Annotated in this window: 16 protein-coding genes; 6 read left to right on the forward strand and 10 right to left on the reverse strand. The window is 68.1% G+C overall.

Annotated elements, in window-relative coordinates; translation table 11 throughout:
• The first annotated feature begins 38 nt into the window (after positions 1–38).
• Positions 39–1,469: an amidase gene (locus tag OG921_RS05970; protein WP_266111433.1), complete on the forward strand. Its 1,431-nt coding sequence runs from the start codon at positions 39–41 to the stop codon at positions 1,467–1,469.
• Positions 1,451–2,035 carry a TetR/AcrR family transcriptional regulator gene (locus OG921_RS05975; RefSeq protein WP_266111434.1) on the forward strand — a complete coding sequence of 195 codons (585 nt, stop codon included), beginning with the start codon at positions 1,451–1,453 and terminating at the stop codon, positions 2,033–2,035. The genes OG921_RS05970 and OG921_RS05975 overlap by 19 nt, the downstream gene beginning before the upstream one ends.
• Here the strand turns inward: OG921_RS05975 and OG921_RS05980 are convergent.
• A complete protein-coding gene (locus OG921_RS05980) occupies positions 2,032–3,405 on the reverse strand; it encodes a cytochrome P450 (protein WP_266111435.1) in 1,374 nt (457 codons plus the stop codon). The two genes, OG921_RS05975 and OG921_RS05980, sit on opposite strands and share 4 nt — an antisense overlap.
• Positions 3,406–3,559: 154 nt before the next feature.
• Here OG921_RS05980 and OG921_RS05985 point away from each other — a divergent pair, with 154 nt between their 5' ends.
• Complete coding sequence (locus OG921_RS05985; RefSeq protein WP_266111436.1) at positions 3,560–4,186, forward strand: TetR/AcrR family transcriptional regulator; 627 nt, start codon at positions 3,560–3,562, stop codon at positions 4,184–4,186.
• Positions 4,187–4,201: 15 nt separating this feature from the next.
• On the opposite strand, the gene era is transcribed toward OG921_RS05985, so the two are convergent.
• The 5 genes from era to OG921_RS06010 all read right to left on the reverse strand — a co-directional run bounded on the left by era (position 4,202) and on the right by OG921_RS06010 (position 8,561).
• Positions 4,202–5,128 carry a GTPase Era gene (gene era / locus OG921_RS05990; RefSeq protein WP_266111437.1) on the reverse strand — a complete coding sequence of 309 codons (927 nt, stop codon included), beginning with the start codon at positions 5,126–5,128 and terminating at the stop codon, positions 4,202–4,204.
• Positions 5,121–5,453: a cytidine deaminase gene (locus OG921_RS05995; RefSeq protein WP_266111438.1), complete on the reverse strand. Its 333-nt coding sequence runs from the start codon at positions 5,451–5,453 to the stop codon at positions 5,121–5,123. Before OG921_RS05995 ends, era begins: the two co-directional genes overlap by 8 nt.
• Positions 5,446–6,885, reverse strand: a complete 1,440-nt coding sequence (locus OG921_RS06000; RefSeq protein ID WP_266111439.1) for a hemolysin family protein — start codon at positions 6,883–6,885, stop codon at positions 5,446–5,448. The genes OG921_RS05995 and OG921_RS06000 overlap by 8 nt, the downstream gene beginning before the upstream one ends.
• On the reverse strand, positions 6,882–7,427 hold the full coding sequence (ybeY, locus tag OG921_RS06005) for an rRNA maturation RNase YbeY (RefSeq protein ID WP_266111440.1): 546 nt from the start codon (positions 7,425–7,427) through the stop codon (positions 6,882–6,884). The genes OG921_RS06000 and ybeY overlap by 4 nt, the downstream gene beginning before the upstream one ends.
• 63 nt (positions 7,428–7,490) lie before the next feature.
• Complete coding sequence (locus OG921_RS06010) at positions 7,491–8,561, reverse strand: PhoH family protein (protein WP_266111638.1); 1,071 nt, start codon at positions 8,559–8,561, stop codon at positions 7,491–7,493.
• Positions 8,562–8,749: 188 nt separating this feature from the next.
• Here OG921_RS06010 and OG921_RS06015 point away from each other — a divergent pair, with 188 nt between their 5' ends.
• Positions 8,750–9,130: a hypothetical protein gene (locus OG921_RS06015; protein ID WP_266111441.1), complete on the forward strand. Its 381-nt coding sequence runs from the start codon at positions 8,750–8,752 to the stop codon at positions 9,128–9,130.
• A gap of 22 nt (positions 9,131–9,152) precedes the next feature.
• Here OG921_RS06015 and OG921_RS06020 read toward each other — a convergent pair whose 3' ends face one another.
• The 3 genes from OG921_RS06020 to hrcA all read right to left on the reverse strand — a co-directional run bounded on the left by OG921_RS06020 (position 9,153) and on the right by hrcA (position 12,281).
• Positions 9,153–9,914 (reverse strand): 16S rRNA (uracil(1498)-N(3))-methyltransferase, encoded by a 762-nt coding sequence (locus OG921_RS06020; RefSeq protein WP_266111442.1) that lies wholly within the window; start codon positions 9,912–9,914, stop codon positions 9,153–9,155.
• A gap of 15 nt (positions 9,915–9,929) precedes the next feature.
• A complete protein-coding gene (gene dnaJ / locus OG921_RS06025) occupies positions 9,930–11,084 on the reverse strand; it encodes a molecular chaperone DnaJ (RefSeq protein ID WP_266111443.1) in 1,155 nt (384 codons plus the stop codon).
• 156 nt (positions 11,085–11,240) lie between these two features.
• On the reverse strand, positions 11,241–12,281 hold the full coding sequence (gene hrcA / locus OG921_RS06030) for a heat-inducible transcriptional repressor HrcA (RefSeq protein ID WP_266111444.1): 1,041 nt from the start codon (positions 12,279–12,281) through the stop codon (positions 11,241–11,243).
• Positions 12,282–12,487: 206 nt separating this feature from the next.
• Between hrcA and OG921_RS06035 the strand changes: the two genes are divergently transcribed.
• A complete protein-coding gene (locus tag OG921_RS06035; protein ID WP_266111639.1) occupies positions 12,488–12,820 on the forward strand; it encodes a type II toxin-antitoxin system VapB family antitoxin in 333 nt (110 codons plus the stop codon).
• An 18-nt stretch (positions 12,821–12,838) separates the two neighbouring features.
• Here the strand turns inward: OG921_RS06035 and hemW are convergent, their stop codons facing one another.
• Positions 12,839–14,083 carry a radical SAM family heme chaperone HemW gene (gene hemW, locus OG921_RS06040; RefSeq protein ID WP_266111445.1) on the reverse strand — a complete coding sequence of 415 codons (1,245 nt, stop codon included), beginning with the start codon at positions 14,081–14,083 and terminating at the stop codon, positions 12,839–12,841.
• 148 nt (positions 14,084–14,231) lie between these two features.
• On the opposite strand from hemW, the gene OG921_RS26675 reads away from it, so the two are divergent.
• Positions 14,232–14,345, forward strand: coding sequence for an Ms4527A family Cys-rich leader peptide (locus OG921_RS26675; protein WP_353962092.1), 114 nt, complete (start codon positions 14,232–14,234; stop codon positions 14,343–14,345).
• The last annotated feature ends 67 nt before the right edge of the window (positions 14,346–14,412 follow it).

Consider the following 14,412-nt stretch of genomic DNA (forward strand, 5'->3'; position numbering starts at 1 on the left):
CGCCCGCGGTACCGTTCGTTCGAACGAACAGGAGAGTGATGACCGAGACGTCCCCGCAAGATCTCGGCCTGCGCGAGTTCGCCGCCGCGCTGCGCAACGGCACCCTCACCTCGGCCGGGGCGGTGTCGGATGCGCTCGACCGCATCGACGCGAGCCAGGCCACACTCAATGCCTTCCGGGTCGTCCGCCGCGACGACGCTCTCGCCGAGGCCGCCGACGCCGATCGCCGCCTTGCCGGGCCCGCCACCGGGGACCGCCCGCCGCTGCTCGGCGTCCCGATCGCGGTCAAGGACGACACCGACGTGGCGGGCACGCCGACTGCTTTCGGTTGCGCCGGTGAGTTCCCCGCCATCGACACCGACGGCGAGGTGGTCCGCCGCCTGCGCGAGGCCGGTGCGGTGATCGTCGGCAAAACCAACTCCTGCGAACTCGGCCAGTGGCCGTTCACCGACGGCCGCGCATTCGGCTACACCCGCAACCCCTGGAACGGGGAGCGCACCCCGGGCGGATCGTCGGGCGGCAGCGCTGCGGCGGTCGCCGCGGGCCTGGTGCCGGCGGCGCTCGGCTCCGACGGTGCCGGGTCGATACGTATCCCCGCCGCGTGGACGAACCTGGTCGGGATCAAGCCGCAGCGCGGGCGCATCTCCACTTGGCCCGTGGCCGAGGCCTTCTACGGCATCACCGTCAACGGCACGCTGGCCCGGACCGTCGCGGACGCCGCCTGGCTGCTCGATGTCGCCGCGGGCAGCCATGACGGTGATCGGCACCGGCCCGAACCGATCGACGCGTTCGACGCCGTCGGCCGCGATCCCGGCCGGCTGCGGATCGCATTGTCGGTGCGAATTCCGTTCATTCCCACCCCGACTCGACTGGATCCGGAGGTCCGCGCCGGTGTCGAGCGCATCGCGGCCACGCTGGGCTCGCTCGGCCACACCGTGCAGATCGCCGAGGTTCCCTATCACCCACTGCTCGGTGCGTCGTTCCTGCCGCGCGCCACTGCCGGACTACACGACTGGATGGCCAAGGTGCCCGACCCAGCGGTGATCGATCCGCGAACCCGCGCGAACGCGCGCACCGGCAGGTTGATGCATCGCGGCCCGCTGCAGGCCGCGCGGCGGCTCGAACCGTATCTACAGCGCCACACCGGTGCGATCTTCCGCGACTTCGACATGGTGCTCGCGCCGACCACCGCTACTCCGCCGCCCCCGGTCGAGGCATTGGACGGCCAAAGTGGTTGGGGCACTGACAAAGTGATCACCGCGGCGTGCCCGTACACCTGGCCATGGAACGTGCTCGGCTGGCCCAGTGTCGACGTCCCCGCCGGATTCACCGACGCGGGCCTGCCGGTCGGCGTACAGCTGATGGGCAACGCGAACTCGGAACCGCTGCTCCTCTCGGTGGCCGCCCAACTCGAACAAGAACTGCGCTGGGACAAGACGAGACCGGAGCCATGGTGGGCGACGAACTGAGCGTCCGCGATCGCATTCTTGCCGCCACCCTGCTCATTGTCGGCACCGATGGCGTTGCGGCGGTGTCGAATCGACGTATCGCCGCCACCGCGGGCGTGTCCCTCGGCTCGATCACCTACCACTTCCCGACACAGAACGCGCTGCTGCGCGACGCGCTGCTGGGGTTCGTCCGGGACGAGACGGCGCGACTCACCGAACTCGCCGAGTCCTATCGAACCGAAGACCTCTCCGTCTCCGACGCTGCCGCCATCGTCGAACGGGTCGCGAAAGATCTCGCATTCTCGGCGGAACGGATCGCACCGTTCGAGCTGTACATCCAGGCCGGGCGCGACGAGGAGTTGCGTCCCGCGGCGGCCGACTGTTTCGCCGCCTACGACCTGCTCACCGTGCGGATCCTGGAATCACTCGGCATCTCCGACGCGGTGGCGCTTGCCCCGACGATCGTCGCCACGGTCACCGGGCTGCAATTGCGACGGCTCGCAACAGGTTCGGCAGAAGCGCACATCTCGGCGACGATCCTGCGACTGCTCCACAGCAGCCCACTCGGATCGGTGGCACCGAACTAACCGCGTCGGTGCGCGGCGATGTCCGCCACCTCGCCGGCTCGGACTACGCGCTGCGCCGCCGTCCCGCGTCGGCGCAGCACCGCCAGCCCGCCGCGCCCGGGGGCGTTCGCGATCCCGCGCGAATGAACCGGCTCGTCGGGCTCGGCGGTCGGTTCGAAGTCATACTCGCGCAACAGCGTCCGCAACACCACGTCCATTTCCATGTTCGCGAATGCCGCGCCGATGCAGCGCCGCACGCCGCCACCGAACGGGATCCAGGTGTGGTTGTCCGGGTTGGATCCGATGAACCGGTCCGGATCGAAAGTGGCGGCGTTGGGGAAGTTCTGCTCCGAGGCCTGCGAGAGCTGGATGCTGACGAACACCGAGTATCCCGCCGGCAGAACCCAGTCCCCCAGGCGCAGCCGCTCCTTGGTACGCCGCGGTGCGCCATCGATCACCGGGCGGGTGCGCTGCACCTCGTAAATTGTCGCCTGCCGCAGCGCGGACTCACCCGCATCCACTTCCTCGGTAAGCCGCGCCAGCAACGCCGGGTGCCGGCGCAAGCGCTCCACCGCCCAGCCGAGGGTGGTCGCGGTGGTCTCGTGGCCCGCGGCGAGCAGGGTGAGCAGTTCATCGGCGACATGGTCGTCCGAAATACGCGACCCATCCTCGTAGCGCGCCCGCAGCATCAGCGACAGCACATCCTGACGGTCCTCGAACGCCGGATCCGCGAGCGCGTCCGCGATCAGCTCCGCGATGATCTCGTCGTAGCGTCGCCGATAGCGCAGCATGCGCCCCCACGGGCTCCACGAGCCGTAGTCGCGACGCACGATCGGCGGCATCACCGCCATTCGCGATCCGAGCATAACGAAGCGCGGCAACAACTCCCGAAGTTCGGCGAACGCATCGCCCGCCGCGCCGAACACGGCCCGCAGGATCGCGTTGAGCGTGATCCGCATGAACGATTCGAGGGTTGCGAACTCCACGCCGCCGGCCCAGGACGCGATCTCACGGATCGTCTCCTGCTCGACGATGTCCTCGTAGGCGGCCATCCGCTTGCCGTGGAACGGCGGGACCAGCAGTTTGCGGCGGGCGCGGTGCGCGTCGCCCTCCAGACTGAACGTGGAGCCGGGGCCGAGCACGAGCCCCAGCGCGCCGGCTCGCCCGATCAGGTCGGAGTTCGTGGTGAACATGTCCTTGACGACCACCGGGTCGCTCACGACCATCGTCTTTCCCAACGCGGGCACGTCCAGCATGAACTCGGTGCCGTACCGATTGCGCAGCCAGGCGATCGTCTTGCCGCGTGCGAGCACGAACGGGATTGCCTGTAAATACCGTGGTACCGGCAGCGCGGGCGGTAGCCGCACCGGATCGGTCGTCGCCACAGCCATCCGAGTCTCCCCTCCCCGAGGAATGTGATACCGACCACGGTACGCACACGTACCGACCCGGCACAAGAGGATGCGCGCGCGGCGCCCGGCCGGGCGAAACCGGCGGTGCCGATCACCGCGCCGCATAGGATGCTGGCCAGCGATCGGAAGGAGGGTGGTGGCACCGGCGAATACCGCGCGTGCAGCGGTCGAGGACGACGGCACCGACGGTGCGGCGAAGTTCCGCCGACGGCTGCTCGACGCCTTGTCCGCGTCGATCGCGGACAAGGGCTACGCCAACACCACCGTCGCCGACATCGTGCGCGGTGCCAGGACCTCGCGGCGCACGTTCTACGAGTACTTTCCCGACCGGCAGTCCTGCCTGATCGCGCTGCTCGCCGACGCCAATGCCACGACGATCGAGCAGATCGGCGACGCGGTCGATCCGGACGCACCGTGGCGCACGCAAGTTCGCCAGGCGGTACAGGCCTGGATCGATCACACCGCGGCGACCCCGACGCTGACACTGAGCTGGATCAGGGACGTCCCCGCGCTCGGCGCGTCGGCCCGGGATCTGCACTGGGCGGCGATGGAGTCGTTCGTCGTGATGGTGCAGGCGCTCAGCGACAGCGACATATTCCGTGCCGCCGGTATCGGCCCGCTATCCCGACAACGCGCCATCATGCTGCTCGGCGGCCTGCGCGAACTGACCGCCTACACGCTGGAGAAGGGCGAATCCGTTGGCGGCATCACCGACGAGGCGGTGCGCTCGGCCATTGCCCTGCTCGACCCCGATCGCTGAGCGTACGACAACCGATCAGAATCCCAACCGCCCCAACTGTTTCGGATCGCGCTGCCAGTCCTTGGCCACCTTGACGTGCAGATGGAGATAGATCCGCATACCGAGCAGACGCTCGATCTGCGCGCGCGCGTTGGTACCCACCTCGCGTAGCCGCGCACCACCCTTGCCGATCACGATGGCCTTCTGGCTTTGCCGCTCCACGTAGAGCAGGGCGTGCACGTCGAGCATGTCGTCGCGCCCCTCGCGCGGCAGCACCTCCTCGATGACCACCGCGAGCGAGTGCGGCAGTTCGTCGCGCACACCTTCGAGTGCGGCCTCGCGAATGAGCTCGGCCATCAACGTTTCCTCGGGCTCGTCGGTCAGCTCGCCGTCCGGGTAGAACGCCGGCCCCTCGGGCATTTTCGAGGCAAGGACATCGACGAGAGTATCGAGATTCTCGGATTTGTCCGGTGTTGCGGACACCGGCACGACGTCGGCGTTCGCACCGAGCATCTGCGAGATTGCGAGCAGTTGCTCGGCCACCCGCTGCTTGCCGACCTTGTCGATCTTCGTCACCACACCGAGGAACGTGGTCTTCGGTGCGACGTTTCGAATCTGTTCGAGAATCCACCGGTCCCCCGGCCCGACGCGTTCGTCGGCCGGGAAGCATTGCGCGATCACATCGACCTCGGAATAGGTATCGCGCACAAGGTCGTTGAGCCGCTGACCGAGCAGCGTCCGCGGCCGGTGCAGCCCGGGGGTGTCGACGAGGATCAGCTGGGCATGCGGCCGATGGACGATGCCGCGGATCGTGTGACGCGTGGTCTGTGGCCGCGACGAGGTGATGGCGATCTTGCTGCCAACCAGGGCGTTGGTGAGCGTCGACTTGCCCGTGTTCGGCCGTCCGACGAAACAGACGAAGCCGGAATGGAACTGCGCCTCGGCGCCTTCGTGCTCAGCCATCGTGTACCTCCAATAACGTTCCGTCACGTCCGGTCACGACGACACGTGCGCCGGCGGACACCTCGCGCAGCGCGGTGACCCCGTCGTCGTCGGCGCTGCCGCCGAACAACACTGCCGCTTCGAACCCTTCCGCGCCGCTCGACAGCGCCGCGGCGACCGCGGCCTGCAAAGCGCTCAGTCGCAGCGACGACAACGCGACCACCCCCGCGGCGTAGGTGCGTCCGTCGGTGTCCCGCACGGCCGCCCCTTGGTCGGATTCGCTGCGCGCCATTGCCCCGCGTGCCAGCACCACCAGCTTGTTGTCTTCGGCATCGAGTTCAGTCACGTCGAGCGTCGTCCTTCTCTTTTTCGCGTTTTCCCTTGTCCCGCTTGTCCTTGTCGCGCTTGTCCCTGTCGCGCTTATCGTTGTCGCGCTTATCGGTGCTGCCCTCCTCGGCATCGCCGAATCGGGAGATCCGCGACTCGGAGTCGGCACCGTCCTGCTCGGCGTCCGGTTCGGAGAATCGGCTCACCCGCACCGTGTGCACTCGGACCCTGCCCTTGCTGTCCGCGCCACCTTCGCCATGCAGCAGCAATCCGTGGCTGACCACCTCGGCACCGGGCAGCGGGACACGGCCGAGTGCATGGGCGAGCAGACCGCCGACCGTTTCGACGTCCTCCTCCTCGATCTCGGTGTCGAAGAGTTCGGCGACGTCCTCGATCGACAATCGCGCCGACACCCGAAACTCGCCGTCGCCCAGTTCTTCCACCGGCGGCGTCTCATCGGTGTCGTACTCGTCGGCTATCTCGCCGACGATCTCCTCGAGAATGTCCTCGATGGTGACCAGGCCTGCGATCCCGCCGTACTCGTCGACGAGCAGCGCCATATGGTTTCGGTCGCGCTGCATTTCGCCGAGCAGACTGTCGAGCGGTTTGGAGTCCGGCACGAATACCGCCGGTCGCATCACGTCGGATACCTCGACGCCGCGCCCGTTGTCGTAGCCGTAACTTTGCAGCACAAGGTCTTTCAGATACACCACGCCGAGCACGTCGTCGACGTTCTCGCCGATCACCGGGATGCGCGAGTTGCCACTGCGCATGGCGAGCGACGCCGCCTGTTCGGCGGTCTTGTTCGCTTCGATCCACACCATTTCGGTGCGCGGCACCATCACCGCCCGCGCCGGGGTGTCCCCGAGCTCGAATACGGACTGGATCATTCGGCGTTCGTCGTCGGCGACGACACCGCGTTCCTGCGCCATGTCGACGAGTTCGCGCAGCTCGATCTCGGACGCGAACGGGCCGTTGCGGAATCCGCGACCGGGCGTGAGCGCGTTGCCGATCAGGATGAGCAGGCGAGTCAACGGTCCCAACAGCCTGCCGAGGGCGTACACGGGCCACGCGGCGACCAGCGCGATCGCATATGCGTGCTGGCGTCCCAGCGTGCGCGGCCCGATCCCGATCACGATGTAGTCGATCAAGACCATGGTCACCGCGCTGACCGTCAGCGCCCATTGGTCCGACAGCATGTCGAGCAGGGCCGCAGCCAGCAGGACCGTCGCGGTGATCTCGGCTGTGATGCGCAACAGCACCACGAGATTGACATAACGTGCGCGGTCGACGAGGAGCCGCTCCAACCGCACTGCGCCGGGACGCTCGGCACGGACCAGATCCTCCACGCGCGCCGGCGACACGGTGTTCAGGGCGGAGTCGATGGCAGCGATCACCCCACCGACAGCGACGAGCACAACCGCCAGGACGATCAGTGCAGGGCTGGTCACGCTTGGTCGGAGCGATCGACGAAACCGGCCTTGCCGAGCAGCCGCCGATCTCGTTCGGCCAGCGCGGCCGCCCGCTCGGCCTGCCGCAGGCTCTCGTACCACTCCTCGAGCAGCCGGTTCTGCAGGCCGAACATCTCCTTCTCCTCCTCCGGCTCGGCGTGGTCGTACCCGAGCAGGTGCAACACCCCGTGCACAGTCAGCAGCGCAAGCTCGTGCGCCGTGGAGTGGCCGGCCTTCTCGGCCTGACCGGCGGCGAACTCGGGGCACAGCACGATGTCGCCGAGCATCGACGGTCCCGGATCGGGACTGTCCGGGCGGCCGCCGGGCTCGAGTTCGTCCATCGGGAAGGACATGACGTCGGTCGGGCCGGGCAGGTCCATCCAGCGCATGTGCAGATCCGCCATGGTGTCGAGATCCACGAGCACCATCGACAACTCGGCAGCGGGATGAACGTCCATGCGCGCGATCACGAATCGCGCGACGCCGATCAGCTCTTCCTCGGAAACGTCGATGCCCGATTCGTTCGAGACCTCGATACTCACGCGGTCAGCCTATCGGTGCGCGTGCGGTGTTCCGCAGCACACCGCGGTGACAGCCGGCATATGTCACCGGCGCGCCGTGCGGCCCTGACCGGCACGGCGTTGCGCGCGGTTGCCGAGTTCGGCCCGGTTGATCTCGGACTCGAACCGTTCGTAGGCGTCGACGATGTGCGACACCAGCCGGTGCCGAACCACGTCGGTGCTGGTCAATATCGAGAAGTGGATGTCGTCGATACCGGTCAGGATGTCGCTCGCGGCGCGCAAACCGGACCGCGCGCCACCGGGCAGGTCGACCTGAGTGACGTCACCGGTGACGACGATCTTCGAGCCGAACCCGAGCCGGGTGAGGAACATCTTCATCTGTTCGGCGGTGGTGTTCTGCGCCTCGTCGAGAATGATGAAAGCATCGTTGAGCGTCCGGCCACGCATATATGCCAGTGGCGCGACCTCAATCACGCCCGCCTGCAACAACTTTGGGATCGCCTCTGGATCCATCATGTCGTGCAGCGCGTCGTAGAGCGGTCGCAGATAGGGGTCGATCTTCTCGTTCAGCGTGCCGGGCAGGAAGCCGAGCCGCTCACCGGCCTCGACCGCAGGGCGGGTGAGAATAATCCGGGTGACCTGTTTGGTCTGCAGCGCCTGCACGGCCTTCGCCATCGCAAGGTAGGTCTTCCCGGTGCCGGCCGGACCGATGCCGAAGACGATCGTGTGTGCGTCGATGGCGTCCACGTAGCGCTTCTGGTTCAGCGTCTTCGGGCGGATCGTCTTGCCGCGCCGGGACAGGATGTCGAGGCTGAGCACCTCGGCCGGCGATTCCGACAGCCCCTCGGTGAGCATCGACACGGTGTGTCGGACCGCATCCGGCGACAACTGTTGTCCGCGTCCGACGAGGGCGGCGAGTTGCTCGATGACACGTTCGGCAAGGGCGACGTCGGCAGCCTCGCCGGTCAGCGTGACGGCGTTGCCGCGGACATGGATATCGGCGTCGAGGAGTCGCTCGAGTTCGCGAAGATTCACATCCGCCGATCCGAGGAACGCGAAGACGGTGTCCGGGGGAAGTTCGACGGTGGACCGAACAGTGCGCGCAGCCGCATCATCGATCAGCCCACCCGAGATTCGATTCGGGGGCTCGCCTATCTCGTTCTGGGCTCTCACGCGCTGGCTATGGCCTGCTTCCTTGGCTTGGAGATTCGATCACTCAAAGTCTAGCGCCGCGCCCGACAGGGGTGCATTCGAAATATCTGCGGGAGCGGCTTCGACGCACGTTGCGCTCGCGCCGAATGCAATCATTCACGCCCGCAGCACGGCGCCGGACCATAGCAGTCATGAAACTGCTGCTCACCGTGGCTGTGCTCGCATTGATCGGGGCCGGAACATCGGCCGCGGACACGCTGACACCCGACTACGCGCAGCCCGCCAACGGGACCGGCGCCGCGCCGGCGCTCACCCCGGCCTTCTCTCCCGTCCAGGTCCCGCCAGTGCAGGCTGAGGGCGACACCATCGTTGCGCACCCCTATCTCGCGCCGTGGGTGCACGATCTCGTCCCGATACCGCCGGGCACCGCGCTCGAAGCGCGTGGCGCGGTGCGGGTGCGCGCGGGAGATTTCGTGGTCAACCCCAACGGTCACTGCTGGTTCGGCGACGGGCCCGCCGCCGCGGGAGAGTCGCTGGCACCCTACGGTTCGATCTGCCCGGTTTCGAGCTGATCGTGGAGCCGACCCTGTATCGCTAGTGCAGCGGGCGGGCGCACCAACGCTCGGTCAGTGCGCCGAGCGCGCCGAGGGCCACCGCCGCGGCTGTCGAGGTGCGCAGCACGCTCGGGCCGAGCAGCACCGCACGAGCGCCTGCCTCGGCAAGCTTGTCCAGCTCGGTGTCGTCCAAGCCACCCTCGGGCCCGACCACGAGCAGCACGTCGGGAACTTCGGCGAGGTCGAGCCGCGCGAGCGATCCCTCGGCGGATTCGTGTAGTGCCAGTGCCAGCCCGCCCGTGGCTACGCGATCGCGCACGAGTGCGCATACTGCCGCGGTGTCGTGCAGATCCGCTACCTCCGGGATATGCGCCCGCCGCGACTGCCGAGCGGCCGATAGCGCCGCGGCCCGCCACTTGTCGACGCCCTTGCGGGTCTTGACGCCATCCCAGCGTGCGACACATCGCGCCGCCTGCCAGGGCACGATCGCATCGATCCCGGCCTCGGTGGCGAGTTCGACGGCCAGTTCCGAACGGTCGGATTTCGGTAGCGCCTGGACCAGCGTGACCCGCGGCGTCGGCGGCTCGACCTGCGAGCGGGCGAGGACCGTCAGATCCAGCCGGTCGCGCGACGCTGCCGTGACAGTCGTCTCGGCGACGTCACCGTGCCCGTCGGACAAGGTGATCCGCTCACCCACCCCGATCCGCCGCACGGTCGCGGCGTGATGGCCCTCCTTGCCGTCGAGGACCGCGACGGCACCGACCGGCGGCAGCGTGTCGAGGTAGAACAGCGTGGCGGCCACGAGATCCGCCGCTCGTCAGCGACCGCTGAACGAGGCGCGCAGCCGCGAGAACAACCCGCCGCTGTGCTCGGACCCGCTCGACACGACCTCGGCGCGATCACGCTCGCGCAGGTTCTTGTAGTCGCGCAGCAGCTCGGCCTGCTTGTGATCGAGCTTGGTCGGCACCACCACGTCGAAATGCGCGACCAGGTCACCACGGGTGCCCGAACGCAGCTTGGGCATGCCATGCCCGCGCAGCACGATCTGCTGTCCCGCCTGTGAGCCCGGCGCGATCGTGAACTCGGTCGGTCCGTCGATGATGGTGTCCACCACGACCGTGGTGCCGAGCGCGGCGTCGACCATCGGTACCCGGATCGTGCAGTGCAGGTCGTCGCCATCGCGCAGGAACGTGTCGTGCGGCTGTTCGACGACCTCGACGTACAGATCGCCCGCGGGGCCGCCGCCCGGACCGACCTCGCCCTGCGAGGCAAGTCGGATGCGCATCCCGTTCGCCACGCCGGCGGGGACCTTGGCGGCGATCTCGCGGCGAGCGCGAACGCGGCCGTCGCCGGAGCACTTGTGGCACGGGTCGGTGATCACTTCGCCGGCACCGCGACAGGTCGGGCACGGCCGCGATGTCATCACCTGGCCGAGGAACGAGCGCTGCACCGACTGCACTTCGCCGGCACCGCCACAGGTGTCGCACCGGCTGGGCTTCGAGTTTCCGGCCGTACCGGAGCCGACGCACACGTCGCACAGCACAGCGGTGTCGACGGTCAGATGCTTGGTGACCCCGGTGGCGCACTCGGCGAGTGTCAGCCTGGTCCGCAGCAGCGAATCGGCGCCGGGCTGGACGCGTCCACGCGGCCGCCGACTCCCGCCGGTCGCACCCGCGCCGAAGAAGGCCTCGAACACGTCGCCGAGCCCACCGAAACCGGCGCCACCGAAGCCGCCTGCGCCGCCCCCGCCGCCGGACTCGAGCGGATCGCCGCCCATGTCGACGATGCGACGCTTCTCCGGATCCGACAGCACTTCATAGGCCGCCGAAATGTCCTTGAATCGCGCCTGCGCGGCCTCGTCCGGGTTGACGTCGGGATGCAGCTCACGTGCGAGCTTGCGGTACGCCCGCTTGATTTCCTGATCGGATGCGTTGCGCCCGATCCCGAGCAGTCCGTAGTAGTCGCGTGCCACCTGAGTTCTCTCGTCCTATTCCGTATTCCAGTCGGGTTCCGCGCCCACAATGCGCTTCCCGCCGCCGACCAACGGTCCGCGACGGGTGGCGACAGCACGGCACACCGCGCTGTCCAACATTGCAAACGCTACCCGTTATCCCACCGAGCCCGGCAGTTAGCGTCCTGCGAGCACCTCGCCGATGTACTTCGCGACGGTCGCCACGGAGGCGATTGTGCCCGGGTAGTCCATCCGCGTCGGGCCGAGTACGCCCATCCCGCCGAGGACGGTGCTCAGACCGTAGCCGGTCGTCACCATCGAGGTTCCCCGCATCTCCTCCACCTGCGTTTCCTCCCCGATCCGCACGGTGACCGTGCCGGGCTGCTGCGCGGCGGCGAGCAACTTCAGCACGACCACCTGTTCCTCGAGCGCCTCGAGCACCGAGCGCAGCGAACCCGGGAACCCGGGCAGCGCCTCGAAGTCGGCGGCGTTGCGGGTGAGGTTCGCAGTGCCGCCGAGGACCAGCCGATCCTCCGGATGCTCGACGAGGGTCTCCACCAGCACCGTCGCTGCGCGGATGACGGCATCGCGAAGCTGCGGCGGCGCATCGTCGGCGAGCGCGGCGACGGCGTGCGACGCGGCGGCGAGCCGCTTGCCCTCCAACGCGCCACCGAGCAGGTTCCGCAGCCCGGACAAATCCTCGTCCGAGATCACGTCACCGAGCTCCACGATGCGCTGGTCGACGCGACCGGTGTCGGTGATGACCACCAACAGCAATCGTGCCGGCGTCAACGGCACGATCTCGAGATGCCGCACCGACGACGCCGACAGCGACGGGTACTGCACGATCGCGACCTGCCTGGTGAGCTGCGCGAGCAGGCGTACTCCGCGACGCAGCACGTCGTCGAGGTCGACCCCGGTTTCGAGAAACTCGAGAATCGCCCGCCGCTCGGCAGTGGAGAGCGGCTTCACCTCCGCGATCCGGTCGACGAACTGCCGGTACCCCTTGTCGGTCGGCACTCGTCCCGAACTGGTGTGCGGCTGGGCGATGTAGCCCTCGGCCTCGAGCACGGCCATGTCGTTGCGCACCGTCGCACTGGACACACCGAGGTTGTGCCGCTCCACGAGCGCCTTGGAGCCCACCGGCTCCTTGGTGGACACGTAGTCGGCAACGATCGCGCGCAGCACCTCGAAGCGCCGCTCGTCCGTACTCGCCATCGACCACACCTCCTGCCACGTTCGGCGACCAGCACCCCGGTCCGCCCGTGCTCCTCGCACTACCACGACCCGTACCAGGGGTGAACATCCAGCTTAGTCCGCGCACCCTACACATCCCCGGCAAGACGTAGGGTGTGCGCCGGAACGACTGTGCAACGGGCGCCCCAGCGGATGTCCGACCCACCAAAACGATGCCGGCGGTGACGATGATTTTTCGAGGCGTGCGGGAGGGCAAGCCGTATCCCGACCATGGGCTCTCGCTACGCGATTGGTCGCGAATCCCGCCGCGGCAGGTTCGCCTCGACGAGATCGTCACCACCACGACCGTGCTCGCGCTCGATCGACTGCTGTCCGAGGACTCCACCTTCTATGGCGACCTCTTTCCGCATGCGGTGCGCTGGCACGGCGTGATCTACCTGGAGGACGGCCTGCACCGGGCTGTGCGGGCGGCGTTGCGCAACCGGACGGTCCTGCATGCGCGGGTCCTCGAATTCGGCGTCGACGATGTCGATCCGGGCGACACGTCGCAGGTCGGCTGAGCACTCGAACCGAACGGTTCAGCTGAGCACGGTCCGGACCACCGCGTCGGCGAGCAGTCGGCCGCGATCGGTCAGCACGAACCGCTCGCGCTCGTGCACGAGCAGACCGTCGGCGACGAGTGCGTCCGCGGCGGTTCGCTCGCTCGGATCGAGCACACCGGCCGGCAATCCGGTCCGCAACCGTGTGGTCAACATCACTTCTTCGGTATGCGTCTCGTCCGACGTCAACGTCTCGCTGTCCTGTACCGGCAACACGCCCGCCGAGAGGGTCTGCGCGTATCGAGCCGGGTGCTTGACGTTCCACCACCGCACCCCGCCCACATGGCTGTGCGCGCCGGGGCCCGCACCCCACCAATCCCCGCCATCCCAGTAACCCAGGTTGTGCCGGCAGCGTGAATCCGCCGCTCCGCTCGCCCAGCCTGAATCCCCCGCGTCTGCCGCCCAGTTCGACACCTCGTACCAGTGCAGGCCCGCCGCGGTCAGCCGGGCATCGACCTGCTCGTAGCGCGCCGCGAGCACGTCGTCGTCGGGCGCGGCCACCTCGCCACGCCGGATCCGCCGCGACAGCGCGGTGCCGTCCTCGACGATCAGGGCGTACGCGGAGACGTGGTCGACCCCGGCCTCGAGCACCGCGTCCAGCGACCGTGCCAGGTCGATGGCGCGCTCGCCCGGAGTGCCGTAGATCAGGTCGAGGTTGACGTGATCGAAGCCCGCTGCCCGCGCCTCGCGCGCCGCGGCGACCGGCCGACCCGGCGTGTGCACGCGATCGAGCATCGCGAGCACATGCGGTGCGGCGGACTGCATTCCGAGTGATATCCGGGTATACCCCGCTGCGCGGATGTGCTCGAAGAACTCCGGCCCGGTCGACTCCGGGTTCGACTCTGTGGTGACCTCCGCGTCGTCCGCCAGTCCGAAGCTCGCCCGCACCGCGTCGAGTACCGCGGCGAGCCCGTCGCCACCGAGCAGCGACGGCGTACCACCGCCGACGAACACGGTCTGCGTGCGCGGGACACCACCCGGACTGCGAGCCAGCACATCGGCGGCGAGGTCGAGTTCGGTACGTAAGCCCTCGAGCCAGGACTGCGGCGACGCCGAGCTGCCGAGCTCCCCCGCGGTGTAGGTATTGAAGTCGCAGTAACCGCACCGCGTCGCACAGAACGGCACATGCACGTAGATACCGAACGGCCGCCGACCGACGCCGTCCAGCGCCACGTCGGACAGCTCGAACGACGCGCTCGGCGCCACGGTCGGGAGACTGTTCACCGATTCATTGTCCCGCGCTTCGCGGGGCGCCCCACACCAGTCGTTGCCGGAATCATTACGCCGAAGCGACCAGCATATTTCCCGAGAAATCGGGGGAAATACCCGGCTGGGGTCGGCACGAGGCATTTCCCGTGGCAGAATGGCCCCCATGACCCGACACGACGCCCGCACCTGTGGTGCTGGAGTTCGACTTGTGGCACGCCGCCATGTCGACCTGAAGCGTGTCTGTAGCTGTTGTTGTCTGCCCGACTGTTCCCGGTAGACCCAGCCTCTCAAAGATTTCTCGGGCCCTTCCGCCCGGCCACGGTTACCGACGAGCGCACCAGCCC

The sequence above is a fragment of the Aldersonia sp. NBC_00410 genome, assembly GCF_026342035.1.
Classification (GTDB): domain Bacteria; phylum Actinomycetota; class Actinomycetes; order Mycobacteriales; family Mycobacteriaceae; genus Aldersonia.